This is a genomic window from Pseudomonas sp. RA_15y_Pfl2_54 (assembly GCF_963971015.1).
GTDB classification, from domain to species: domain Bacteria; phylum Pseudomonadota; class Gammaproteobacteria; order Pseudomonadales; family Pseudomonadaceae; genus Aquipseudomonas; species Aquipseudomonas baetica_A.
Map to the genome: position 1 here is coordinate 1 of NZ_CAXAPN010000053.1, position 25,751 is coordinate 25,751.

A 25,751-nucleotide genomic window follows, 5' to 3' on the forward strand; every position below is an offset into this window, starting at 1 on the left:
TTGGGATAAGAGCTTCGTTGGCGCATGAAAATCCTGGCGATTAAGGGCGATCGCGTCCGCTTAAAAATACGCGGACACCATCGCCCTTAATGCTGGAGTTTTGAAGGTGACTTGGCCAGACGCTTACTCTGAAGCAAGCTGGGAGGCAATCGCAACACGATGCCGGGACGAAGAAATTGCAGATATCAGAGAGCGCATAGAGGTACTAAAACTAGAGTTGGCGTCAGTCGAAGAGTGGGATGGCGACGCTCAGGATGAGATCAATGTTGCAATCTCTAAACTCTCGTACCTACTGAAGCTTGCCTCGGCCAATGCCTGAGGAGAATCGTTTTGTTAGAGCAAGCGTTCGCCGAACAGATCTTGCGCGGTTAAATGGGCGCCAAACTGTGCGGCAACAGCTCGATTCAGCCATCTGGTAAATAAATTTTTTCAACCCCTCTCCTACATTGACAAAGATGCAGGAAATATATATTTTAATTATAAGAATGGGTATCAGCACGACCCCTACCAACTTAAAAAGTTAGAACAAACAATTTTTTTGCATCCCGCAAGTCGCCGTAATTAAATGAATTATCGAAGCTCAAGTAACAGCCTACAGGGGCTGACTGAAGTACTCATCAATTTTTGGAAAGCTTCGTACCTGAAATTGAATAATTAATGCCAGCTGAACAATCGGGCATTATTTGTTCTTGGCTCATGAATACAATTCAGTAAAAGCATCATACAACTTCAACTCCAAGCGCTCTGACCAAGTTGCAAATCTGCTCCACCTCCAATTTTGCCCCGTAGAGATTCACCCTTCTAACATCAAGCACTCCAAGATCTGAGCTGCTCAGATCACACCCTCTAAAGTCCGCATGCTCCCAGTCAAATGAGTTGAACTCTCCACCTGACAGGTCTGAGCCATTAAAGCTTGCACCTTTGACGTTTGTTCCAACCCATCTATTGCCCCATAGATCGCATTTCTCCAGTATTACTCTCGAAAAGATTGCGTACGAGAGGTTGCAGTCCGTAATTGTTGCGTGGCAGAACCAGCTCTTGTGCGTAATCATGTTCATGAAACTTGTATTAGAAAAATCGGCACCTTGTAATTTGCATCCGGACATCTCTATACCTAATGCCTTTGCAAAGCTAAAGCTGCACATTGTAAGATCGCACCTTGTGAAAGCAGACCTCGCTAAATTCGCGCTCCTAAAATTGCACCCAAGTTCAGCGTCATGATCATAAAACTTACAATCAACGAATTGTGTCTCACTCAAGTCGGCTTGTGAAAAATCACAGTTATAAAATTCAGCGCCCACAATCTTTACGCCGGTGTATTCATTCTTCTCCACTCTCCTGTCCCGCTGAACAAAACTATTCATAGTGACGTTCAATCCTCATCATATAAAAATCAGTAAAGTATAGGGCTAAAAATGGGCGATAAGAGCAGTTGTAATGATTAATAACATGTCCAAGGCAACGCTCATCCATAGGCACACGGCAGTAATTGACTGACATCGTTCGTCTGCTACGTCCGACAGTCGCGTCAGCACATTTTTGAGATACGCATACGGCTTATGCCATTCATGCGCGCCGGTTAGATCAGGCTAATTATCGCCAACGCTCGATTGCTGCTGCGTAGCGTCCTGCAAACATCCAGTTCACCCTCCGCTTACAGAGGGCATACGGGCGGGGCGCTTCACTTCGGCCCTTGCGCGTTGGTGGGGCATTTTCCAGATTGGAAGCCTTGAAGGTATCGGCTAGATCTTCATTGGTTAGCCTGGGACGCTACAGCCATTGACTGTTGATCAACGCCTGATCCGCTTGGATGCGCCTGTTGCATTGAGTTCACGATCAAGCTTCATCCGAATGAACCGGGACAGACGCTCTACACCGTCCTCTATCTGCTCGGGGTTCAAGGCACTGATGGATAAGCGTAGCTGGTTCGCCCCGCCCTTTCCCAGATAGAAATGGGTCATGGGCGTCCATATCACGCCGAACTCTTGCGCACACTGTGCAAGGGCTGCTTCGTCAGCAGCGAACGGTACCGTCAGCACAAGAAAAAATCCGCCCGCCGGGATGTTCCAACTGACGGGCAGATCATGCGCCCCCAGTTTTTCTGCCAAGGCAGCCAGCACGGCCACCCGGTTACGCTCGTAGATACCGCGCAGATCACGTGTCGCAGTCGAGAGGCTGAGCCGATGCTCGATCAATTGCCCGCCGATGATGGCTTGCACAATCGGAGACGTGTTGACCGTCACCATGCTTTTGATCTTGGCGATCTGATCAGCCAGCAAACCGGCTGTGCCCGCGGGCTCAATGGGCTGGTCGGCGACCACGAAGCCGACTCTTGCCCCGGGAAATATGGTTTTCGAAAAAGACCCCAGGTAGACGACCTGGCGGGTTTTATCCAGCGCCTTCAACGTCGGCAGTCTGATGTCATCCCCGTGGAAGTAGCCGTAAGGGTTATCCTCGATGAGCATCAGCGCTTCATCACCCGCGAATGCCAGTAACGCCTGACGCGTTTCAAGACTCATGCTCGCCCCGGAGGGATTTGCAAAGTCGGGCATCACATAACAGGCCTTGGGCTTGCGTCCCTGAGCACGCAAGCCCGCGACGACTGCCTTGAAGTCAGCGAAATCAACGCCGGTCGCGTCGGTGGCAACCGCCACTACCTCAATATCGAGCAGGCGGGCAGCTCCCGTCAGCCCGACATAGGTCGGATTGATGGCGAGAAGCACATCACCGGGGTCACGACAGAGTGCCCGCAATGTCAGCAGGATTGCTTCCTGGCATCCCGACGTGATCACAATCGCGTGCGGGTCAACCTGCAGGTCTTCATCGATGGCCAGGTGTTCGCTGATCAGTCCCTGGATGATGCCAGCGGTAGGTCCGTACTGAAAAATGGTTCGCCGTACTTTCTCCTCGCTCATTTGGCAGTCATCAGTCAGATAACGGGTAAAGACATGAATGGCTCGATGAACTGTCTCCAGCTCAAAGAAATCCTCGTGAGGACGGCCAGCGGCAAGGGAAATGGCTTGAGGATATCGCTCGGCCACTTCATTGAGGAAGTTCATGGAGTTCAGCGCCGGGTCAGTGACGCTGGCGTGCAGATCGTCCAGATTCAGATTCATTGTGCAGATTCCATCCTTTGAAATAGAACGCAAACAGTCGACTTACCCTACAACCAGCGCTTTGGCGTCAGCGGGTGAATGACATCCGGCCAGGACCATGGCGTCCAGCAGTTCATCCTTGAGCAACGCGAGAACCTGCTCCACGCCAGGCTGACCTTGCGCGGCCAGGCCCCACAGGACCGGCCTGCCCAGCAGCACACCATCAGCCCCCAGTGCCATGGCCTTCAGAACATCGCTACCCGTTCGGACTCCACTATCAAACAGCACGGAACATTCGTTCGGGGTCACCTCGACAATATTCGCCAGACTCTCCAGCGCTCCGGGTGCGGCATCGAACTGTCGACCGCCGTGGTTGGAAACCACAACGCAATCAGCACCACTTTCGAAAGCCTGGCGCGCATCCCGAGGGTCCATGACACCCTTGACGATAATGGGCAAGGTCGTCATGGCGCGCAGTTGCTCGATGTGACGCCAGCTCAAGCCCGCAAGAAAGGCTTCCCGGGTGTGCCGCTCCACAGCGGAAGTGGCGGCACTGCCGGTATGCGAAACAGCGTGCAGATGCGCACTCGGCGTCAGATTGGCGGCATGCACATCAGCGGGCAAGGCGAATCCGTTACGCAAGTCACGGTTACGCCGCGCCATCAGCGGCACATCGGCCGTTAACATGATGCTTTTGCAGCCGGCATCCTCGGCTCTCTTGATCAGGGACCGGACCTGAGTCTGATCTTTGAGCCAGTACAACTGGAACCAGAGATCAGCGCCCACTGCGGCGATGTCCTCGATCGAAACACTGCTCAGGGTACTGACGATCAACGGCACACCTCTGACTTTTGCGGCTCGTGCGGTGGCCAGCTCGCCTTGCGGATTGAACAGCTTGTGGTAGGCCATCGGTGCGATGGCGACGGGCATCGCGCTGGCATGTGTGAACCAGGTGCAAGCCGTGCTGTGCCCGGTCAGGCCCGTCAAGACACGAGGCAACAGGGAAATGCGATCCAGTGCCGTCCGGTTGGCCCTCAGCGCGATCTCCTCGCCACTGCCACCGCAAATAAAATCCCAGATTGAGTCGCACAAGGAGAGGCGCGCCAGTTCCGAATAATCGGCAAGGTTAACGGGAGTCGAGATCATGACGCCTTACTCATTTCTACAGAGTCGTACAGCGCTTTGATATTGCTGCTGCCAAAGGTCTTGGCCCCGACACGCTCGATAATTTCAAAGAAAAAATGGCAATCGGGATCAGAGGGTTTGGCGAATATCTGATACAGCTGGCCGGCATGGTCCTGATCAGCCAGCAAGCTCAACTCCATCAGTTTGTCGACATCATATTTGAGGCTTTCAAGACGCTCCGGCAGCTGCTGATAATAGGCGCTGGGAGACTTCAAGAAGTCGACACCCTTTTCAGTCAGGGCCTGGACCGACTTGACTATATTCGTTGTACGCAAGGCGATATGTTGCACGCCTGCGCCATTGTTCTTCTGAATGAAGCTGTCGATTTGCCCTGCTTCATAGCTTAGGTCGGGTTCTATCAAGGTCAACGTCACCAGACCGGACCTGTTCTGTACCACCTTGGAGTTCATGGATTGTTTACCCACGACGATTTTCTCCTCATAGAGAACAGAGAAATCCAGCGCCAGCATGTAGAAGGCGCAAGTTGCCGCCAGATCACCGGCCTGCAGGCACACGGCAAAGTGATCGAAGGCATGCAATCCGCTGACTGTTCTCCCTGGTGTGTCATCTTCCGGCACACGCCGATGTCCGGACGCTTTTCGCTGGACAAAAGTGTGAACGAGATTCCCCGCGCCAAAAATCGAAGCGCTGACGATGCCACCCTTCTGCTGCGCAGCCAGGTGCGGCACCGCACCACGCAACACGGCCAGCGTGAAGGCCTGCGTGGCATCCGGCACCGCGAAGGCAATGTCCGCAACCCCTTCGCCATGCCTTCGCAAAAACTCGCTGCCCGGATGCGACGGCACCAGCGGCTGAGTTAGGACAATGCAGATATCTTCCTTGCAAAAGCAGCGCGAACGCTCTGTCTCCTGAGAGCAGGCCGGAAGATCGAAATGACATGACGCAAGGCTGTATTTTTCGCCCAGAGTCAGTGAGGCCGACTCAAGATCATGCACATATAGGCGTATATGATCGACGCTGACGTCATCGAAAAACAAAGCTTCATCCATGTTGCGACACCTCCCGATTGCTGATTACAACACCCAACCTGTTACGCTCATTGCGCTGACGCGACGCTGACAGCGTCGAGAAACTGCGCAGCGAGGTACTCGATATCAGCCAGGTCGACATTGAGCGGCGGTGCAAAAATGATGTTCCGACCACTGCGGCGGATCAGTACTTTGTTGTCCTGCAGGTACTTCTTGATCGAGAGGGCGCGCTGGACACTGTCGAACTCGACCGCCATGAGCAATCCGCGGCATCTGATCTCCCGGACCGTTGCCGTCTCGGCGCACGCACCGACCGCTTCGCGCAACACCGTCGATAACTGGTGGACGCGCGCCAACACCCCATCGTTTTGCAGAATATCCAGTACCGCAAGGCCTGCCGCGCAGGCCGAAGCGTGCCCGGAATGCGTGTGCCCGTGGCTGAAGCCGGACATTTCCTTTTCGCGTTCAAACACATCGAAAATCGTGTCATGGGTGGTCACCGCCGCCAGCGACATGTAACCGGCCGTCAAACCCTTGCTGGTGATCAGGATATCGGGGGTGATGTGCGCATATTCATAGGCGAACATCTTGCCGGTACGCCCAAACCCGGTCAGAACCTCATCCAGGATGAGATGCGCACCGTACTGGGTGCAGAGCGCTCGCGCCGCCCGCAGATAGTTGTCCGGCACGATGTAGCCGCCAATGCCTTGGACAGGCTCGACGATAAATGCCGAAATGTTTTTCCCATGCTCGGCAAAAAAACCTTCGAGCGCCTCGACCCCAGAGCGGGACACAGCCAGGCCTTCGCGGCGCACGACCTCCCAGTCGGGCCCTGGCACTGAAACGAAACCTGCGGGAAGCAGCCCTTGTTCGTCGCCGGCAGAAGATGTCGCACACGTAGAGGCGGCCAGGGTGGTGCCGTGATAACAGTTTTTCAGCGACACAATCAGTGATCGCTCCGGGTCGTTGAGCAACTTGTGATAGCGGCGCGATACCTTGAGCGCCGTCTCGATACCCTCCGAGCCACTGTTGCAAAAAAACGTCCTGGTCAAGCCCGGTGCGGTCACCTGGGCAATCGCCCGCGCCAACTCGATGGCGGGCGCATTGCCCCCTTCGACCATGTCGTAGGTCATCAGCTTTTCCAGCTGAGCCGTTATGGCCTTGACGATCTTCTGATTGGCGTACCCCAGCGTGGCATTCATGCCTGACGCCTTGGCATCCAGGTACCGATCCCCCTTGGCATCCGTGATGTGGCTGCCCTCCCCGGCGACGGCAATGACCGTACTGGTGCTTATGCGGTTAGGCGCCCAAGGATGCCAGACGTAGGCCGCATCCTCTCGCAGCAACGACTCGTGAGTGTCAGCCTGTCCTGCGTCTTCATGAATACGCATACCCATCACCTCCGTGTAAAAGTTCATTTTCCAAACCCGGACCTGGCGTCAGTCACCGGTCATTTGATCGGGTAGTTATCGACCCAGGTAAACCTGAGTTCCGACGTGTATTTATTACCGGCATGATCGGTCAACCAGAGATCCTGGTGGTCCGGCAGCATCTCGACGAATGTCACCTCTTTGTTCTTGATTGCCTCGGAGGTTTGATTACGTCGTATCAACTTGGAAAGGATGTTGATAAAGATCGGGCTTTCGAAATCCACATAAAATGGCTTTTCAGTGGTTTTCGACTTGACGAAGACAAAGCGCGGAATGTTTTGAGATTTCCACCAGATGCGCGCCTTCATGAATCTCAGCGCCTCATCTTTTTCATTGGCGAATTCCAGGGTTTGCGCCTGGAAGCGCCAGCTTTCTCGCGCAATCACCAATTTATCGATACTGACTCTGGGCATGTGCGCGCGGTCCGAGAACAACTGGAACTTGTCAATCACGCGGCCCATCAGCAGCTCAGCGTAAACGTCGACCAGATCAAACGTTTCGCCATTGGGGATCCTGATCTTGATCAGCCCGTCCTCTTCGAGGATGGTGGTATCTCGACTTTTCACCAGGCGATCGCGGGCCGCATCCACGGTGTGATAGTTGAGTTCGATCATGTAATCGCAGTCTCGCGACAGCACCGGGTGGGTGCGGACCGACAGACGAGGTGGACTTTCCTTGGGCAGGACATTGAGCAACTGCGGTTTGGGGAAGTCCTTGTCCACCTCTTTGAGCAACGCTGATTTATCGGGGTGCTGCGTGACGAAACATGAGCTTCTCATGGTGTTGATTGTCAGGTGGATTTCCCCCAGCACCAGTTTGAAGTCACCCGATTTCAGGTCATTGATGTCGACAGCGGAAAGCATCACATCCGGGCAAAAGTAGCGCGCGCCCTCCCAACCGGCCCCTGGGGCGTCAAACTCCTGGTTGACCCGTTCCTCCAGTTGCGCGTACGTGAACTCGACCCGTCGCTCGCTATCCTCGACAGCGATGATTTTCGCCCACTTGTCCCGGAAGACCTGATCAATGTTGTCGAGCGCCGCATCGATGACCTTTGACAAGGGGCCCAACGACTCCAGCCACATGGTGGTCAGGTCAAATTGCGCCCCGTGCTTTTCGACGCAGCGTTGATAGGTTTGCCTGAGCAGTTGCCGAACCCCAGTCCCCAGCCGCCAGCAAATCCAGCGCGCACTCTTGGCCAGCAGGTACAGCGGCGCCAGACCTTGCTTGATATCCTCGCCTACCGATAGCGCCATATTGCGTCGACTATCGTGGTAGACCAACGTCCTGCCGCCATAGGTACGGCCTTCGTTCCGGGTCGAGCTGGTCTCCGTAAACCCGGAAAAAAGCGCATCCAGTTCAGACAGCGCCAGGGTCAGCTCGGTAGCGTCACCGCTCGATTCGATCTTGTCGCGTGCGGCTTCCATGGCATCGAGCCTGGCCAGCAACGAGGATTGCAACTGCGTATCGCCTATGCCCAGCAAGAACTGGCGCAGGCATATTTCCGGGTGGGCCCCGGCTGGCAACTCGATCTTCAACACGATCCAGCGCTTGGCCTTGAGCGTATCGAGAATGCCAAGAATATCCATCAACGAGACGGAATAACTGCCTGACAACTCGCGCTCGATATCGTGAACGGACGTCCTGCCGTCACACATCGACAGCACGGCCGTTTCCAGAGCCGGCAGTTTGACCTTCAGGCCGGGGCCGTTGAAGTTGATGTCGCCCTCGATCTTTACAAATGTCAGCCGGCGCGGCTTCAACCATTCGCGAATTGCAGGAAACGCTTCGAATGATTCCGCCAGGCAATCGATCGCCCAGGATTCGAAGAATACTTCTCGGCGCTCGATCAACGTTTCACCCGGCGTGTAGCGGGTGGCCGACTCGTTGCTGAAGGTGCCCCATCCCGACGGGCCAAAAAAACCGATGGTGTCATTCTTCACACAGTAACGTTGCCAATAGTTGGCGATCAGTTCTTCACGCTGGCGATGCTTGGAATGCCTTGTCTGAGTGGCGGGATCCCACTCGCAAAACGGACGTACGGCACCGTCCAGCAGACGATGGTTCTGCCAGGAGACGGCCCGCAGAAAGTCATCCTGCCGGGCAATGTCTTGCAGCTCCTGGGAAAGCTCGACAGACACCTTTGCAAATGACGCGCGGTAGTCGCTCAAGTCAGCTTCGGAAAAAGGCGTACTCCCCATCAGATCAGCCTGCGCCGCTAGGCTCGTACTCGCCAGACGCAATACGCCACCGGCGCCAAAGCCTGCGCCGCGTACCAGCACATCGTCCCACCAACGCCAACTTTTGGAGTTTTCCATGTCGTTTCACATCCTTATCTAAACGATGCCAGCTGTCCGGCGATCACTGTCCATCCGCTAGCTCTGCTGCTTCAGTCTCGAGCAGTTTCACCTCAAGCAGATGCGCCTGTTTCGCCAGGGTTCTGTGGTCGAAAATATCTGACACATTCACGGAGACGCCGAATCGGCGCCCGATCATGCCGGCCAGAATAATGGCGGACAACGAATTGCCGCCGAGTTGAAAGAAGTCATCCTCGACACTGACCAGCGCTGTCTTGAGCCGCTGCTCCCAGAGCGCGGCCAACTCCAGTTCGATAAGCCCATCGGGCTGGCGGCCCTCGGCCCTTTGCGGTCCATACACCGGCAGCGCGTTGATATTGACCTTCCCGGACGGCAACAACGGCCAGCTTTCAACGGTGATGAACACATCCGGGATAGCCGCCACCAGGACGCGCGACGACAAATGCTCGATCAACGAATCAGTTGCCGGCGCATCAGCCTGCGCAGCCGGGCGGACATAGGCCACCAGCACCTTTCGCCCTTCCAGCACACGCTGTACGGTCAATGCTTCGGCAACCTGCGCGTGGGTTTTCAGCGCCGCTTCGATTTCCGCGGGCTCGATGCGGATGCCTCGAATCTTTATCTGCCGGTCGGCGCGGCCCAATACATTCAAATCGCCGCTGTCACTCAGCACGGCAATATCACCCGTGCGATAGACGCGTCCGCCATCATTGAGCAAAGAGGGAGTGAATCGCTGCGCCGTCTGCCTAGCATCGTCGAAGTAGCCCAGGGCGAGGATCTGACCACCCACCAGCAGTTCGCCGGGCGTCCCGATCGGTGCGTAACCGCCCCCCCCATGCTCCACCATCACTTGAGCGCCGGGAATCGGCAGACCGACCGGAGTCAGCAGCGCCGCAGCCTCCTGGACCTTGAACACCGTGGCATCCGCGCAAACCTCTGTCGAACCATACAAATTGATGAGACTGACGCCCGGCAGGTGTTGCCGGATCTTTTCCACCAACTCCCCTTTGAGCAATTCACCGCTCAAGTGCAGGCAATCGAGCGTGGCCAACTTGGCGCGCGCCTCGGCACCCGACTCGAGCATCTCGGTTGCCAGGGCGGGCACGCAGGTCAACTTGGTAATTCGGTGGGTCTGGATGAAGTTCATCAGCTCCACCGGGTCTTTGATGCGGTCCGGCAAGATCACCGTAGGCACGCCTCTGAGCAGCCCGTCGAACATTTCGGCGATGCTGTCGACAAAGCCGACTGGCGTTCTCAGCACGAAAACGTCCGAGGGTTTGCTCGGTTCCTGGCGTCGCGACCACTGCAGGCGCGTGAGAATGGCCTCATCGTGCAACAGGACGCCTTTAGGGGTTCCCGTACTACCAGAGGTGTACATCAAGACCGCCGGATGCCGCGCATTCAGTGGCCAGCTGGCGCTGGAACGCCGCTCATCGACCGGCATTGCATCAACCGCCACGGCACGAATCTCACCGGGAACCTTGCCCCGGGTCGACTCAGACACGATCAGCAGCCGGGCTTGTGATTGATGCAGGATCATCCCCAGCCGTTCGCTCGGGCTGGCATGATCCAGAGGCATGTAGGTTGCAGCGAGGCGCAACGATGCCAGCACTGCGACGACATACTCGGCAGAACGCTCGACGCAGATGCCGACGACGGAACCTGGCACCACCTGCTCTTTACGCAGCGTTTCGGCGAACCTGTCGACCCACTGAGACAGGCACGCATAGCTGATCGAGTACCCCTCACAGTGCAATGCCAATGACTGCGGTGAAGCCTCGCATTGCTGATCAAACGCGGCGATCAGACGGGAGACTTCCAGTTCCACCGGTGGCGACACCAGAAGTGCATGAGCGTTGCTGCATGCCAGCCTGTCCAGAGGGCAGACACTGGATTCAGGGTCGGTCGCCAGCTGTGACAACGCCGCTTCATAGTACGAAGCGATTCGCCCCATCGCGGCTTCCGATAGCGCCGTGTTGGAGAACTCAACGAACAGACCGACGCCCTGGGTTAACACATCGAGTCTGAATTGAGCGGTTAACGAGTGATAAGTCTGGTCAGTGGCCCTGATGGACTTCAGCGTCAGCCCCTGATTGTTCGCGAACTGCTCGTAAGGTCTGAAGTGGGTGTAGTTGAACGTGGAATCGATGACGTTATCGATACCGGCATCACTCAACATCTGCGCAAACGGGTAGTTCCTGAATGGCAGCGCCTGCGCCTCGAAAGCGTGCACGGCTTGAATCAGCTGGCGGCGCGTCAGGCCCGCGACGTTGATGTGCAACGGCAACGTATTCAAGAACATGCCGACTGCCGACGTGCCCGCTGTCGTTTCCGGACGGCTGTTGGACATCAGGCCGGTGATGACTTCAGTACTGCCACTGATGAAGGCAATGACTTGCAAATGTGCACTGAGCAGGACCGCCTTGATCGACACGCCCAATGATTTCGCAAGACGCTTGAGGTTATCGGACGTCGCGCTGGAGACCGGCACATTGAACGTGCGGTAATCGCTGCCTTTGGCAAGTGGCAATTGGCCCTGATGAGGCGACGCGAGCTGTCGGGCCCAGAACGCCTTGTGGTCCGGGTCATCCAGCGCATCGGCCTCCCTGAGTAAGAACTCGCCTTGTGCGCGCACGGGCTCGACGACGGGCACAGCGTGCTCCAGGAGCTGCTGATACAACTCGAGCAATTCACTGATGACCAGCGTGACACTCCACCCATCAAGATAGGGTTCGGCGAGTGTCAGGGTGAACCGCGAGGCGCTGTAACGATGTACGGTCATGGCAAACAACGGTGCCTTGTCCCATTGGAACCTGACAGTTCGCTGCTCATCGAACCATGCCTTGAACGAAGCTGCCTGGGCTGCCGGATCGATGTCGCTGATATCGACAACCGCCAACGACACCTCTACGTCGCGATGAATCAACTGCAGAGGTTGTTGGTAAGAAGACACATCAATGGAGCTTCTCAAAAAGGGATGGCGTTTCATCAACAGCGCGACAGCACGCTTGAACACTGGCTCGACAAACGTCCCCTCCAACTCCACTGCCGTTGTATAGATGTGGTAATCCGGGCTGGCCACCGACTCGTAGTAAAGTCCGGTCATCAGCCGGGACAAGGGAAAGGCGTCTTCGATGTCCTGGGAGAGGCCTTCCTGGACGGCCGCTGAAATCAGTCCGAATGGCGCAATGGCCATCAACACGGAGCCACTCAGCAGCGTGGCAACCAGGGCCATGCTGCTCAGCGTGGAGTTCTGGAAAATCTTCTCCACACTCAGTTGCAAGCCTGCTCGCCGGGCTGCCACGACCAGTTCAATACTGCGAATTGAATCTCCGCCCAAATGAAAGAAGTCTTCGTCACCGTGAGTGACCTCTCTGCCCAGCACGCGCGCCCAGGCGGTTGCCAATGTTTGCTCGATGCCACTCAACGTCGCTTGCTCGAGCGGCCCTGCAGCGCCAACTGCGTCGGCATACGTGACAGGTATTGGCAACGCGGACCGGTCGACCTTGCCTGACTGCAATCTGGAGAACACGTCAACGACCGACCACTGGGAGGGAATCATGTACTCCGGCAAGGAGGATGAAAGCGCCTCGCGAGCACGGAGTATCAGTTGCGTGCTGACGTCATCGCTTGCCAGGAATGCCGCCAGCGTCGCGTGGCCATGGATGTCCTGATTGAGTGTCACTACCGCTTCGCGAATGGCCGGCAGGCGCATCAGGGCCGTTTCGATATCACCCAACTCGATGCGAAAGCCCCGCAGTTTGACCTGATTGTCGTTCCGGCCCAGATACTCGATCTGACCATCCCAGCGGTGTTTGCCCAGATCACCGGTCCGGTACAACCGCGCGCCCTGTTCACTGAAGGGTGAGGGAATGAATTTCTGTGCAGTCAGTGCCGGTTGGTTGATGTAGCCACGTGCCAGCCCGATGCCGCCGATATGGATTTCTCCAACAACGCCGGGGGGGACCAGATTGAGGTTTTTATCCAGGATGAATATCTCAAGCCCATCAATGGCACGCCCGATCGGTACGCAGCCGGCCTTCAAACTGTTTTCGGTCACCGTGTACCACGTGACGTCAATGGCAGCCTCGGTAGGCCCATAAAGGTTGTGCAATTCGGCTGCACTGGTTTGCTTGACGGCGTCGGCCAAGCGCAGCGGCAGCGCTTCACCGCTGCAAATCACCTGTCTGAGATGAGTGCAGGACGGCAACACTTCGGCAGCCACGAACGCACTCAGCATGGAAGGGACAAAATGAGCGACGCTCACTTGCTCCCTTGAGAACAGTGCCCCCAGATACTCGGGGTCTTTGTGCCCTTCGGGTTTGGCCATCAACAACGTGGCGCCATACATGAGCGGCCAGAACACTTCCCACACAGAGACGTCGAACGTCAGCGGTGTCTTTTGCACAACGACATCGCTGACTTGCAGAGGGAAAGCCTTTTGCATCCAGGCCAGACGGTTCAGCAGCGCCTCATGGGTATTCATCACCCCTTTGGGCCGTCCCGTGGAGCCCGAGGTGAAGATCACGTAGGCCAGGTCCTTGCTCGCCGGCCCCTGCGCAATGGCCGCATCGCCCGGACCAGCCGGCTCCTGGGTTAACAAGGAAGAAAGGGTGGCCCAAGGCAGCTCCCCGGGAGACGCCATCGCGCTGTCTTCGACAATCAAGACACGTGGGGAACAATCATCGAGCATCTCCATCACACGACTCTGCGGCGCCTGGGGATCCAGCGGCATGTAGGCGGCGCCCGCCTTGAGAATCCCGAGCAGGCAGATCGGCAACTCCCTTGAGCGTTGCAACTGGACCGCGACAACATCGCCCGCCTTTACTCCACGATCGGCCAGGGACCGCGCCACATGCCACGAAGCCGCGTCCAGCTCGCGGTAAGAGATCGACTGTCCCTCAAATCGCACGGCAACCCGGTCTGGAAAAGCGCGGCACGTATCGGCGATCTGTTCAAGAATCGTGGTGCCCGGCAGGAGCGGGTCGCCTCCCCTCGCCAGCCTCAACAGATCCCCGGATTCCTGCTCGGAAAGCAGCGACAACGAGGAAATCTTTTCTTCGGGAGCCGCGAGCATGCCCTTCAGGATATTTTCCAGGTGGGCGAGCATCCTGGCGGATGTTTCCGGTCGAAACAGATCATCTTGCGCCCAGAGCATCATGACGGTTTCGCCACCTTGCGGGCGAAGGAACAACTCCAGGTCGAAACGTGCTGCCCCGGTGTCCACAATGTAGGGCTTGACCGCAACGCTGCTGGGTTTTACCCCGTTTGCCTGTTGGCCGTAATAACCGATGAACGCCTGAAACAGCGGGTGGTAACTGGCGCTGCGCTCTACATCCAATGCATCCAGCAGCTTGTCGAATTGCAATCGATGATGCCCCGTCCCCAGCAGGATCTCGCGCTTTACCCGAGTCAGGAACACACTCGTAACGGGATCATCACTGACGTCAACGCGTTGCAGCAGCGTGTTGACAAACAGCCCGACGACATCGGTGTCCTCTCGCCGAATACGATTGCCGAAAGGGTAGCCCAAGGTCACTTCACTCTGACCCGAATACCGCGCCAGCAAGACATGAAACGCCGCGCTGTAGAGCATGAACGGCGTCACGTGTTGCTTCTTTGCAAAGTCACTGAGCGCGCTGGTCAGCGCCTCATCAAGCACACGTTCGACGTAACGGCCTTTGTAGGAAGGCGTCGCAGGCCGCGCCTTGTCGGTGGGCAAGCTGAGCATGACGGGTTTGCCGGCCATGCGTTTGATCCAGTAGTCCAGGTGCCGCTCGTTCTCCGTCCGAGACCGCTCGGAATGTTGAAAGCGGATGAAGTCGGCATAGGTTGAACTCGGCGCCGGCAGGTGGTCAGCGTGACCGGAAGTTCGGTAACCCTCATAGGCCGATAACAGGCTGTCGTTGATCACGCGCAGAGACAATCCGTCAGCAATCAGATGATGCAACGGCAGCAGCAGAACATGCTCTTCGTCACTGAGCCTGACCAGTACCGGGCGCATCAACACGCCGCGGTCGAGTTGAAAAGGTCGACGCATGACGTCAAGTGAAAACGCTGCCAATTTTGCTTCTTGGGAACTGACCGGCGTGTGCGAAAGGTCCTCGAATTCAATGGTCAGTTGAGCCGTTGGCGCGATCCATTGAAAGAGCACTCCGTACATTTCATGCACGGACGCCCGGAGCATCGGGTGAACTCGCTGAAGGTGGAGCAAAGCGTCACGCAGTGCCGCTCGATCCAGATTGCCGCTGAAGCGCAACGCATGAGGCACCGTTGATGAAACTTCAGCGCCTTCGTGCCGGGTGACGAAGTAATGCCGGCGCTGAATCCAGGACAACGGCAATAGCGTGCCGCCCTGCAAAGGCCTGCCGATTTCCTCCCGCAGCAGGCTCTGCAAGTGCGTTTGAAGTTCCGGTGTCAGTGCTTCCAGGGGCTGCGAGGCCGACGTCTCAGGGGACTGCAGCTCGAATCCGTCGTCGGCAAGGTGCAGGCAAACACCATTCTCAAGATAACGGGACAAGAGATCGAGCGCATGATTAGTTATTTCAAAGGTGCTGCTCATTACAGCTCCTCAACCGACAGTTCCTTTGTCGGCGCAATGCTGTCGCGCAGGAAACCGGGGCGTTGATCCAGCCAGTTGTTTTGAATCCAGTTCAAACAAAAATCCTGAGAGCCCGTCACGCCAATGGAGGTCCATCCACCCGGTATCGGCTGGTCGTTATTCCACAGGGAATATTGTTCTTGCTGATTGATGACAACGCCATACACGCTTTTGCTATCCATGCTTAATCAACTCCCTTTTTTACCAAGGAAAACCTGGCAACTAAAACGACACGAGGAAAACTTTGCTGCAGACCCGACTTCTATCAACGATCTACATGGGTCAGCGCGGGAAGGTCTTCAATATCTCTGGTATGCCGTAACGCCGAAAACACTACAGGAAGGGATGAAACACACATCAATACCGTCGCGATGAATATACTCGCGACGGGACTTACAACACTGCCCAGCCACCCGCCGATAATCGCCCCGCTTGCCGCTGCAATTCCGATACAGGTTCTGATACTTGCTGTCACTTTGCCGAGGCTTTCCAGCGGACAAGAAGACTGCCGATATGAGTACTGGGCAATGTCAAACAATACAAAGCGGACGGACGTCAGACATAGATAGAGTGTCGGCAGCAACAGCGGATGACTTTGCGCCCCACCCAGAAGGAAACCAGCCGGACTAAGGAAGACTACCCACCACATTATTTTTGCACTGCCGACCGAACGCATCAAAGCACTCGCGAGGATAGCTGCCAACAGCCCGCCACCTTCGCCGACAAAAAACACAATACCGACCATTTGCGGTGAAAGTTTCAAATCGGTAATCAAGTAATATAAAAAAACCGCATTCATCATGGCCAGACAGAACATCGAGCCAATAGTAGTCACCGCAGTTCGCGCCAATACCGAGTTGGCATATAGCAGCTTGAATCCCTCACCTATTTCCTGCAGCAAGGGCGGCCTTTTGGTTACCTTCACCTTGCTCGACTCGTCAGCCTTGGTGAAACTCAGAAGAACAGCGCTGGCAATATAGGAAACGACATCGAACAACAGCGTGAGCGGGGCTCCGATCAAGCCCGCCATGAACGTGCCGATCCCCGGGCCACCGACCCGCGCAGCGGATTCCGTGGTTTCGATCTTGCTGTTAGCCTCGGGCAAATCCTTGCGCGGCACAAAAATCGGATAGTAGGAGTGGTAAGCGATTCCGAAGGCGACCGAGAACACAGAACACAAGAAGGACACGGCATACAGCCAGTACATCGAAAGCTGATCGTAAAATGCAAATAGCGGGACTGTAACCAATATCGCCGCTCGCACGAAGTCGCACACGATCATCAAGCTTCGCTTGTTGAATCTGTCGATGTAGACGCCCGAAGGTATTGACGCAAGCAATACAGCAATGGAGGCCATGGCGCGAAGTAAGCCAATCTCACCCGGAGTTGCACTCAACGTAGTAATGGCGAGCAGTGGAAGAATGATATTGGTGATAGACGAGCCCATCTCGCTGACGGACTGCCCCATCCAAAGACACACGAAGTTTCTGTCCCGCCAGAGGGACCTTTTTTCAATACTCAAGCAATTAGTCTCCGACAGTCTTCCGCTTTAACAGGCGGAGTAATATTCCCTTATTTCGCTGGCAAACTTTAGTTCACCCAAGCGTCGGCTTTTTACTTGTAGGCTGAATCCACCAGCCTCCTCAGCAGTTTTTAATTGATAACACAGGAAAAACGGAGGCGTAAAGTTTTTTTCGCGATCGTCAACAACCGTCTTAACGTCCACACAACCTGTGCGGTTGTTGCTGAAGTCGGCGACAAAACCAGCACCACTCTCCCCCCTGACAAAGCACTTACCCATTGTTTTTAATCATATAAATGATAATACAAGTGCTGATTTTTCTGCCATGTCCCCCATAACCGTTACAACGTCATTGCAAACCCACACCCGAACATTGGTGGATAACCTCAATTATTTTTTATGCACTGCCACAGCCGCAACGCTAAGTAATATGGGGCTTGCAGCGAGCTATAGCTATACGCCACTACTTGCTAGGCTGATGAAATTTATTTTTTGCACTTGACCCTAGCGCTAATGAAATTCTATGGTGATTCGCAGGAGCTACTCGACTATGGATGGTATATCGAATGGATTTTTGTTCTAAGGCTAGTGCACATAAAGACCAAAGATCAGCGGCCGAGAGAATTCTCGCCCGGCATATAAAGAGCGCACAGAAAACATCTGAGCCGCACACGCAACTCGATATTGATACATCCGCCCTGTCTTACGGCCAGAAACGAATGTGGTTCCTGCACCTGATGGATCCGAACAGTGCGGCCTACAATATTTTCAGCATCGCCAAATTGCATGGCCACGTTAACTTGGGTGCATTACGCCAGGCATTTCAAGCGTTGATCAACAAGCACCCCAGCTTGCGCACTTCTTTCCAGGCCAACGACAACGGCCAGCCTGAGTCGGTAGTCCATGACGCCGTCGACGCTGACGTGTCCGTCATCGACAATCCCGAATCGGCAGAGCAATGCCTGGATAGTTTTATCTGGCAGCCATTTGACCTGGGCCGCGCGCCTCTGCTCAAGGCCGTTGTCATCCGCACTGACGATGATACCTGCCTGATGGCCCTGGTGATTCACCACATCGTCGCCGATGGCTGGTCGCTGGGTATCCTGCACGAAGACCTGCAACGCTTTTATGCCGCCGCACTTGCCTCGCAAGCGTTACCTGCCACCGGCAGTATCGATTTCAGTACCTTCGTCGCGGCCGAAAAAGCCTGGATTGCCAGCGAAGCGGGTATCCGCAGTCGGCAATTCTGGAAGACCCAGCTCCACGACCTCGCACAAATTGAATTGCCAATGGCAAACCCCCGGCCGGCCATCGCCAACTTCCGGGGCAAACATATTGACCTGACCCTTCCACACGGGTTGGTGCAATCACTGGAAGCCCTGGCCAAGCAATATGACAGCTCGCTCTACATGGTCCTGGGCGCCGCACTCAAGGTGCTGTTGCATCGGTATTCAGGCCAGACTGACATTGTCTTAGGCACCCCTGTCGCCAACCGACCGGTCGAGGAGCTGGAGAATGTCCTGGGTTTATTCGTGAATACGGTCGTGTTGCGCACCCGCATTCTTCCACAGGCCAGTTTCACTACCGTCCTAAAGGCATTCAGAGACACGACGTTGCTCGCGCTGGAGCATCAACGAACGCCATTCGAACAGGTGGTGGAAGACCTGAACCCGGAGCGTTCGCTCAGTCATAACCCGTTGTTCCAGGTCCTTTTCACTCTGCAGAACGTCGAGGCCGGCAAAATCGAGTTGCAAGGTACGCGAACCGAGCTCCTGAAGGTCGATCTGGACGTTGCCCGGGTCGACCTGGAATGGACGTTGTGGCGGCGCCCGACAGACGCGCGCCTGCGGATCAACTATGCGCTGGACCTGTTCGACGAGCAGGTGATCCGGGAAATGGCCAGCCATTACGAATGCTTGCTCAATTGCATCGTGCAGACACCGCAACAGGACATCTCCCAACTCCCCCTCTTCCACAAGCTTTCCTCCACGAACGGCACGCCAGACGAGCAGGTCTGGCCAGACTGCGGGCTGCATGGATTGTTTCTTGAAGCGGCGCAAATTTCACCGAACGCCGGTGCGGTCTCGGACAAGCACGGGCTATTGACCTTTGACCAACTCAGCCGCCAGTCAGCCGCGCTGGCCGTGCAGTTACTGCAAAGTGGCGTGCGCCACAGCGACACCGTCGCAATATGTGTCGAGCGCAGCGTCGATATTGCCGTAGCCACACTGGCCGTCCTGCGAGCGGGTGCGGCATTTGTTCCGATCAATCCGGCGGATCCCGACGATCGACGTGCCTTTATTACCTCGGACTCCAATGCCCGGGCGATCATTGTGTCTTGCGCAGACAAAGGCTGCGATACGATCCCCAGTATCGTCATCGGTAAAGCCCACGACCAGCCGACGCCAGAACAACTGCGCGCGATTGACGCGGCGGTTGTGCCCGAATCGCCTTGCTACATCCTTTATACCTCCGGTACGACCGGCAGGCCCAAAGGCGTCATGGTTTCCCACGGCAATATCGTCAATACGATGCGCGCCTGTCAGTTGCTGCATGAATGCTCGCCTTCGGATGTCGGGCTGGTAATCGCGGCAAGCACCTTTGATGTTTTCTACTTCGAGCTGTTTATCGCCATGCTGGCCGGCGGACAGAGCCGAATTGTGACCCAGGAGGAAATCTTCTCGCCGCAGGCGATTGACGAGCTGCTGAAGACCTCGACGATCTTTCAGGCCGTTCCCGGACTGATGGAAAACCTGTTGACGTCCATGTCGCAATCCGCCTCACACAGTCATGACTCGCTTCGAGTGGTGATCACTGGTGGCGACATCGTACCTGCCGACCTGCTGGCCACCTTGTCCCACGCTTTCCCCAAGGCCAGGGTCTTCATCGCGTATGGCCCCACCGAAGCGACCATTTTTTCCACGTTGTATCTGTTCGACAAACAACGTCCGGTCACCGGTTATCCGATAGGGCAACCACTGGACGGCGTTGAAGTCGTCATCGCCGATGAGCACGGCAATGTGCTGCCCGATGACGTCACTGGTGAAATTTGGATTGGCGGTCGAGGCGTGGCCACCGGCTACATCAATCGTGAGGCAGAAACCCGCGCGAGCTTCATCGAATTGAGTGGACGCAAGTATTACCGCAGCGGTGATAGGGGCCGCTGGAACAGGGCGCTGCGAACCTTCGAGTTCCGCGGGCGCCTGGACAGTCAGGTGAAAGTCCGCGGTTTTCGCATTGAGCCAGGCGAAATCGAGGCAGTGCTGACCAGCCTTTCCGGCGTCCACAATGCCGTGGTGCTGGCAGTCGGCGATCCCGGGAGCAATTGCCGGCTCGTGGCCTGTGTGACAGCACAGGATGCACCTCTCGAACAGGACCAGAATACGTTCGACGCCGATGTTGTCGCGCATTGGCGCACCCTCTTCGACCAGACCCACGAAATTTCTGCGTCCGGAACGAGGGACTTTACCGGCTGGAACTCCAGCTACGATCAGCAACCCATCGCGCCATCAGTCATGGACGAATGGCTGGACGGAACCGTTGACAACATCCTGCGTTGTCTTCCAGAGCAGCGCTCAACGCTAACCAATGTTCTTGAAGTCGGGGTCGGCACGGGATTGCTCGCTCAAGAACTCGCACCGCACTGCGCGCGCTATGTAGGCACCGATTTCTCCACCTCGGTCATTCTGAAGCTGCGCCAGAAACTCCGGCTGTCCAGACTGACGAATATCGAGTTGTCAGTGGCCGAAGCCAGAAACCTGCCTGAGTTCGAGGCCCTGTTCGATGTCATCGTGGTCAACTCGGTAAGCCAGTACTTTCCCGACATGGCCTATTTGACCGAGGTGCTGGACGCGTTGCGCAGCCGGCTCGCCCCGGACGGCGTGATCTACCTGGGAGATGTCCGGAATTACTGCCTGCTGGAAATGTTCCACGCCTCGGTACAGTCTGCTCGGGCGCCGCAACTGACGAACGATGAGTTGCTGCCCAGAATTGCAAAGGCTGTCCAGGATGAGCCGGAACTGAACGTCAACCCGTGCTTCTTCCACAACTACGCGAAAAAAACCGGGCTGATGCCGCGCATCGAACCCCGTCGCGGACGGCATGCCACGGAGATGAACAAGTATCGATATGACGTCACGTTCAGTCGACCCTCGGCCGCTTGCAACGATGACTTGCCAGCGTTGAACTGGCAGGAATGGCGTGCTGGAAACTGGACGTTTGAGAAGCTGGCCGAACATCTACGATTGCGGACAAATGCTGCTTTCGCATTCACCGGTGTACCTCACGGCCTGTTGATTGACGATCTGCGCCGGCGCGATGAACTCTACTCAACCGATACTCCCTCGACTCTGCCTGACAGTGTCATCCCTGAAGCGCTTCGTGAACTCGCTGCCGAGTGTGGCTATACCGTCTCGTTCAACTGCTCGGATCATCCGGACGGGTACTACGACATGGTGTTGTCGACAGCGGCGCATCCGGCCAATCTGTTCGCCACGCTTGCCGGGCGCAGCTTCCGGTCAGAGCCGTCGGCCGACGGTAACAATCCGGGGGCACGGCTGAAGAAGGTTCAGCTGTCCAACCTCATCAAGGAGGCACTCTCCAAACGCCTGCCCAGCTACATGTTGCCTTCGGTGATAACAGTCCTGGACGCCTTGCCGATCACCGCCAACGGAAAAATAGACAGAAAAAGAATACCAACGGTCTTCAGCACCACCACCGACAGTCGGCCACCCAAAAGCCCTTCGGAGCTGTTGATCGCACGAATCTGGCAGGACGTACTGGCCTATAAAGTGGAGTCGGTCGCCGATGATTTCTTCGAGGTCGGCGGAACCTCATTACTGGCGATCTCCATTACCGTTCACTTGCGGCAGGCCGGCATCAGTTTGATGCCTCAGGTGGTCTTCGAACACAGAACCGTGGAGTTGCTGGCCCGCTGGATCGACACCGTGCAACCTCACCACGAGCAACCGCAGGCCATCACCCATGTGGAGCCCGCTGCCGCCGAGCCCGAAATCGACTTCACGCGCATTGATGCTGGCCTCGACACCTGGCGTCATTGCAGGCAAGTGTTGTTGACTGGGGCCACCGGCATGCTCGGCATCCATATTCTGCATGAGCTTCTTTGCAGCTATCCACAGCTGGAAATTGTTTGCCTGGTGCGTGCCCATAATGACCAGGCCGCCCAGGATCGGCTCGCCAGTCAATATGCCTGGTACTTCCCGCAGTCCGAGATCGATGCGTCGGTATTTCCCCGACGAGTACGGTGCATCAGGGGGGACTTGCGAGAAAGGAACCTGGGCCTTGGCGACGAGGCACGCTCGGCACTTACAGCGACGTGCGACAGAGTGATACACGCGGCGGCGGACGTGCGTCATGTTGGCTCGGAGCGCGACTTCTTTGCCGTCAACACCGATGGCACAGAGCGCGTGATCGAGTTGTGCTCACAGCTCGCCAAGCCCAGCCTGTGCCACATTTCGACTATCGGCGTGGCGGGACGAAGCCTGGATGGCGTGGCTAGATCCATCAACGAGTATCAGCTTGAAGTCGGGCAAACACCGACCGAAGCCTATTCGGCCAGCAAGATTTTCGCGGAGCATTTGATCGCCGACTTCAATAAATCAGGCGACTACGCGACCGTCTTCAGAGTGGGCACGGTTTCGCCTAACTCCGTGAGCGGCAAATTCCAGCGAAATATCGATGCGCACTTTTTCAGCCGCTACGTACGCGCCGTCATGGGCCTGGGCGTTGCCGCCGACTGGACGGAGCGGCGCATTCAACTCATACCCGCCGACACCATGGCCCAGGCGGTTCTGCTGCTCGGCGGCCAGCCTCTGGCAGCAGGTCGCACATTCCATATCCAGACCCCCAACGCACTGCCCTATGGTGAGTTCATCCAGACACTCAATGAGTTGGGGTACGGCATCGATCTGGTATCGGCTCAGGCATTCGAAGAGACGCTGCCGATATTGGGGCGTGATAAGGAACGGGTTGAAGACGTCGGCCGGATTCTGCCGATGACCTACCGAGGCGCTGGTCGCCCGGTTGCGCTCAAGCATGCCGTGACTGACGCCTGGCTCAACAAATTGGGCTTCCAATACTTCAAGCCGACGAAATCATGGATTGCAGACTTCGTGGCCCATGGGGTGGAGCAGGGATTTTTCCCGCCCGCCGGCGATGCTCGTTGACGTTTACCGACCATTCGAGCGCTGGGCGATCCCGTTGAAATTTCGCTGCTCATGACACGTTAAGGATGACCTGAACATGCAACTCAGTCTGTTTTACTTTGCGGATGCGGCAACCGGTAAAAAATCCACCGGCAACACCTATCAATTGTTACTGGATGGGGCTCGCTACGCTGACGCCAATGGCTTCGCCGCCGTGTGGATTCCGGAACGGCACTTTCACCCCGTGGGCGGGCTTTACCCGAACCCGGCGGTACTCGGTGCGGCGGTAGCCATGGTGACTGAACGGGTACATATCCGCGCCGGAAGTGTCGTCGTGCCTTTGCATCACCCCTTGCGCCTGGTCGAGGAATGGTCCGTCGTCGACAATCTGTCGAACGGCAGAGTGGGTATTTCACTGGCATCGGGCTGGAATCCTCGCGACTTCGTGCTGGCTCCCGGAGTCTATGAACATAGGCGCGACTCAACATTTGAGACGGTGCAGATACTCAGAAGTCTATGGGCTGGCGAACCCTTCGGGGAGGGTGCTTCTAAGGTCTCGACGTTTCCGCCTCCTGTCGCACCTCTTCAACTGTGGATCTCCTCTTCTGGCACGCTGGACACCTTTGAGGAAGCCGGTCGTGCTCAGGCAAGCGTCTTGACCCACCTGGTCAAACAGGACATCCCCGAGCTAACAAAAAAAATCACTGCCTATCGCACAGCACTGGCGCAAACCGGCAGTTCCTGGCGTGGACACGTCACGCTGATGCTACATACCTACTTGGCACCCAGCCGTGAACAGGCGCTGCGGGACGCTCAAACGCCGCTGGAAGACTATCTGATCGGCTCCTTGACGCCTTATCGTGCAGGTACTAGTCAACGGGTGCATCCTGAAACCCATGAAACGGTACGCGCCCAAATAAAGGGCAGTACGCAACGATACCTAAACGAGGCGGGGCTGATCGGTGACTTAAACTACGCAAAACAAGTGATTGATCTTTGCCATACGGCTGGTGTCGACGAGATCGCCTGCCTTATAGACTTTGGCCTCCGCCACGAAAGAGTAATGGATGGTCTTGACCAACTGAGCGCCTTGCGCAAGTACATGTCCGAGTTAGAGCAACCCGTTTCCCGCACTGACTATTTGTAACGAAAACTTCGTGATGCCAACCAAAGGAAGTGGTTATGACAATTGAGATCCAGATCCTAGAAAACAAAATCCTCGAAATCTTTCGCTCAGTTACACAAGTACCCGCACTGACTGCCAACGACGATTTCTTCAACTCCGGAGGTGACTCTTTGTTGGCGGTGGAAGCTGGATTCCAAATCTCCCAAGCCATTGACCAAGAGGTCGACCCAATGGTGATTTTCGTTTTTACAACCGCATCCACCTGCGCGGTGGCGGTATTGGAGCAGTATCTGACAGCCTAACTCATATTCCTCCTCGCTCCGAGCACAGGTCGTGTATCCCTGCTCGGGTGAGGCGGTAATTCGACTGTCGCAACGAAGCGACCACTACGCTGCTAATCGTGGCAGCATCTTCGCTCCTTGCAAGACGAATCTGACATCCCATTCAACGCCACCTTATCTTATCCCGCCACCGTGAGGTTTTGACGGAACCAAGCTTGAAACTTGGCGGCATGGGCATTCATCTTTTCGGTATCACGGGCTGCGTGCTCCGCAGCCGAAATCTACGGCTCCTTCTATAAGCAAGCTTCCTTGATGAACGGCAGGCTGGTTGGAGCTGCAAGGTTGCGAGCAGTTGCGCATCTATTCTGTGAGTCCAGTAGGCTTTTCTCATCTCTTTTATGAAACCCAATCGATGGACTCACAAAATAGATGATTTTCCGCCAATGTTTGCTAGTGCTCAGGATCATCTATTTTGTGACCCTACAACAAGTCGCGCCAGCGCGGTTTCAGTGCCCGCGCGCATGTCCATGGGCTCGGTGGCGAGCCAGATGGTGTCGATGCGAATCATCGCAGCGAGGTCTGGCAGGAATGCAAAACATGCCGCTGCATTTTCTGCCGGCCAGCTCACTACGACGACGCCTTTTGAACGAGGTATTTCGATTCGAATCGTGGCCGGAAGAACCTGAGGGGCCACTGTCGAAGACAATGCCTTGAGCGGATAAAGGTAGTTTGCAGGGTCAGGTTTTTCTGCGCATGCACCCGAATCCATTTATGGACAAGGTTTGCATCGAGGTTGTGGGTCAAGGCGACATTGGCAATCGAGGTGTCAGCCTGCGCACCCTCGGCGATGACCTGGGCTTTTAAGGACTTGGAATAGGAACGGCGTTCTTATGTAAGCGTCTGGCCAAGTCACCTCCAAAACTCCAGCATTAAGGGCGATGGTGTCCGCGTATTTTTAAGCGGACGCGATCGCCCTTAATCGCCAGGATTTTCATGCGCCAACGAAGCTCTTATCCCAAACCGTTCAAAGCCCAGGTCGTTCA

14 protein-coding genes are annotated in these 25,751 nt (G+C 56.1%); 3 read left to right on the forward strand and 11 right to left on the reverse strand.

Going from position 1 to position 25,751, the window contains the following annotated elements; translation table 11 throughout:
* Nucleotides 1–719 precede the first annotated feature (719 nt).
* The 10 genes from AACY50_RS27170 to AACY50_RS27215 all read right to left on the reverse strand — a co-directional run bounded on the left by AACY50_RS27170 (nt 720) and on the right by AACY50_RS27215 (nt 17,416).
* Nucleotides 720–1,364 carry a Qnr family pentapeptide repeat protein gene (locus tag AACY50_RS27170; RefSeq protein WP_339539638.1) on the reverse strand — a complete coding sequence of 215 codons (645 nt, stop codon included), beginning with the start codon at nt 1,362–1,364 and terminating at the stop codon, nt 720–722.
* Nucleotides 1,365–1,790: 426 nt separating this feature from the next.
* Entirely contained in the window at nt 1,791–3,116 is a 1,326-nt protein-coding gene (locus AACY50_RS27175) for an aminotransferase-like domain-containing protein (RefSeq protein ID WP_339539641.1), read from the reverse strand.
* Nucleotides 3,117–3,158: 42 nt separating this feature from the next.
* Nucleotides 3,159–4,241 carry an alpha-hydroxy acid oxidase gene (locus AACY50_RS27180; RefSeq protein ID WP_339539643.1) on the reverse strand — a complete coding sequence of 361 codons (1,083 nt, stop codon included), beginning with the start codon at nt 4,239–4,241 and terminating at the stop codon, nt 3,159–3,161.
* On the reverse strand, nt 4,238–5,290 hold the full coding sequence (hppD, locus tag AACY50_RS27185) for a 4-hydroxyphenylpyruvate dioxygenase (RefSeq protein WP_339539645.1): 1,053 nt from the start codon (nt 5,288–5,290) through the stop codon (nt 4,238–4,240). Before hppD ends, AACY50_RS27180 begins: the two co-directional genes overlap by 4 nt.
* A 47-nt stretch (nt 5,291–5,337) precedes the next feature.
* Nucleotides 5,338–6,660, reverse strand: a complete 1,323-nt coding sequence (locus tag AACY50_RS27190) for an aminotransferase family protein (protein ID WP_339539647.1) — start codon at nt 6,658–6,660, stop codon at nt 5,338–5,340.
* A gap of 59 nt (nt 6,661–6,719) precedes the next feature.
* Nucleotides 6,720–9,014, reverse strand: a complete 2,295-nt coding sequence (locus AACY50_RS27195; RefSeq protein ID WP_339539650.1) for a lantibiotic dehydratase — start codon at nt 9,012–9,014, stop codon at nt 6,720–6,722.
* Between the two features lie 43 nt (nt 9,015–9,057).
* On the reverse strand, nt 9,058–15,576 hold the full coding sequence (locus tag AACY50_RS27200; RefSeq protein ID WP_339539653.1) for an amino acid adenylation domain-containing protein: 6,519 nt from the start codon (nt 15,574–15,576) through the stop codon (nt 9,058–9,060).
* Nucleotides 15,576–15,797, reverse strand: coding sequence for an MbtH family NRPS accessory protein (locus tag AACY50_RS27205; protein WP_339539656.1), 222 nt, complete (start codon nt 15,795–15,797; stop codon nt 15,576–15,578). Before AACY50_RS27205 ends, AACY50_RS27200 begins: the two co-directional genes overlap by 1 nt.
* A gap of 83 nt (nt 15,798–15,880) precedes the next feature.
* Nucleotides 15,881–17,137, reverse strand: a complete 1,257-nt coding sequence (locus AACY50_RS27210) for an MFS transporter (RefSeq protein WP_339539659.1) — start codon at nt 17,135–17,137, stop codon at nt 15,881–15,883.
* 27 nt (nt 17,138–17,164) lie between these two features.
* Nucleotides 17,165–17,416, reverse strand: coding sequence for a hypothetical protein (locus AACY50_RS27215; RefSeq protein WP_339539661.1), 252 nt, complete (start codon nt 17,414–17,416; stop codon nt 17,165–17,167).
* A 287-nt stretch (nt 17,417–17,703) separates the two neighbouring features.
* Here AACY50_RS27215 and AACY50_RS27220 point away from each other — a divergent pair, with 287 nt between their 5' ends.
* The 3 genes from AACY50_RS27220 to AACY50_RS27230 all read left to right on the forward strand — a co-directional run bounded on the left by AACY50_RS27220 (nt 17,704) and on the right by AACY50_RS27230 (nt 24,729).
* Nucleotides 17,704–23,322, forward strand: coding sequence for an amino acid adenylation domain-containing protein (locus tag AACY50_RS27220; protein ID WP_339539663.1), 5,619 nt, complete (start codon nt 17,704–17,706; stop codon nt 23,320–23,322).
* 76 nt (nt 23,323–23,398) lie between these two features.
* Nucleotides 23,399–24,448 carry a MupA/Atu3671 family FMN-dependent luciferase-like monooxygenase gene (locus tag AACY50_RS27225; RefSeq protein ID WP_339539665.1) on the forward strand — a complete coding sequence of 350 codons (1,050 nt, stop codon included), beginning with the start codon at nt 23,399–23,401 and terminating at the stop codon, nt 24,446–24,448.
* 35 nt (nt 24,449–24,483) lie between these two features.
* Nucleotides 24,484–24,729 carry a phosphopantetheine-binding protein gene (locus tag AACY50_RS27230; protein WP_339539667.1) on the forward strand — a complete coding sequence of 82 codons (246 nt, stop codon included), beginning with the start codon at nt 24,484–24,486 and terminating at the stop codon, nt 24,727–24,729.
* Between the two features lie 442 nt (nt 24,730–25,171).
* On the opposite strand, the gene AACY50_RS27235 is transcribed toward AACY50_RS27230, so the two are convergent.
* Nucleotides 25,172–25,477 carry a hypothetical protein gene (locus AACY50_RS27235; RefSeq protein WP_339539669.1) on the reverse strand — a complete coding sequence of 102 codons (306 nt, stop codon included), beginning with the start codon at nt 25,475–25,477 and terminating at the stop codon, nt 25,172–25,174.
* Nucleotides 25,478–25,751: the final 274 nt, after the last annotated feature.

Excerpts from the sequence above, each read along its gene's own strand:
- AACY50_RS27170 (WP_339539638.1), bottom strand. The coding sequence starts at position 1,364 with ATGAATAGTTTTGTTCAGCGGGACAGGAGAGTGGAGAAGAATGAATAC.
- AACY50_RS27175 (WP_339539641.1), bottom strand. The coding sequence starts at position 3,116 with ATGAATCTGAATCTGGACGATCTGCACGCCAGCGTCACTGACCCGGCG.
- AACY50_RS27180 (WP_339539643.1), bottom strand. The coding sequence starts at position 4,241 with ATGATCTCGACTCCCGTTAACCTTGCCGATTATTCGGAACTGGCGCGC.
- hppD (WP_339539645.1), bottom strand. The coding sequence starts at position 5,290 with ATGGATGAAGCTTTGTTTTTCGATGACGTCAGCGTCGATCATATACGC.
- AACY50_RS27190 (WP_339539647.1), bottom strand. The coding sequence starts at position 6,660 with ATGCGTATTCATGAAGACGCAGGACAGGCTGACACTCACGAGTCGTTG.
- AACY50_RS27195 (WP_339539650.1), bottom strand. The coding sequence starts at position 9,014 with ATGGAAAACTCCAAAAGTTGGCGTTGGTGGGACGATGTGCTGGTACGC.
- AACY50_RS27200 (WP_339539653.1), bottom strand. The coding sequence starts at position 15,576 with ATGAGCAGCACCTTTGAAATAACTAATCATGCGCTCGATCTCTTGTCC.
- AACY50_RS27205 (WP_339539656.1), bottom strand. The coding sequence starts at position 15,797 with ATGGATAGCAAAAGCGTGTATGGCGTTGTCATCAATCAGCAAGAACAA.
- AACY50_RS27215 (WP_339539661.1), bottom strand. The coding sequence starts at position 17,416 with ATGGGTAAGTGCTTTGTCAGGGGGGAGAGTGGTGCTGGTTTTGTCGCC.
- AACY50_RS27220 (WP_339539663.1), top strand. The coding sequence starts at position 17,704 with ATGGATTTTTGTTCTAAGGCTAGTGCACATAAAGACCAAAGATCAGCG.
- AACY50_RS27225 (WP_339539665.1), top strand. The coding sequence starts at position 23,399 with ATGCAACTCAGTCTGTTTTACTTTGCGGATGCGGCAACCGGTAAAAAA.
- AACY50_RS27230 (WP_339539667.1), top strand. The coding sequence starts at position 24,484 with ATGACAATTGAGATCCAGATCCTAGAAAACAAAATCCTCGAAATCTTT.
- AACY50_RS27235 (WP_339539669.1), bottom strand. The coding sequence starts at position 25,477 with ATGGATTCGGGTGCATGCGCAGAAAAACCTGACCCTGCAAACTACCTT.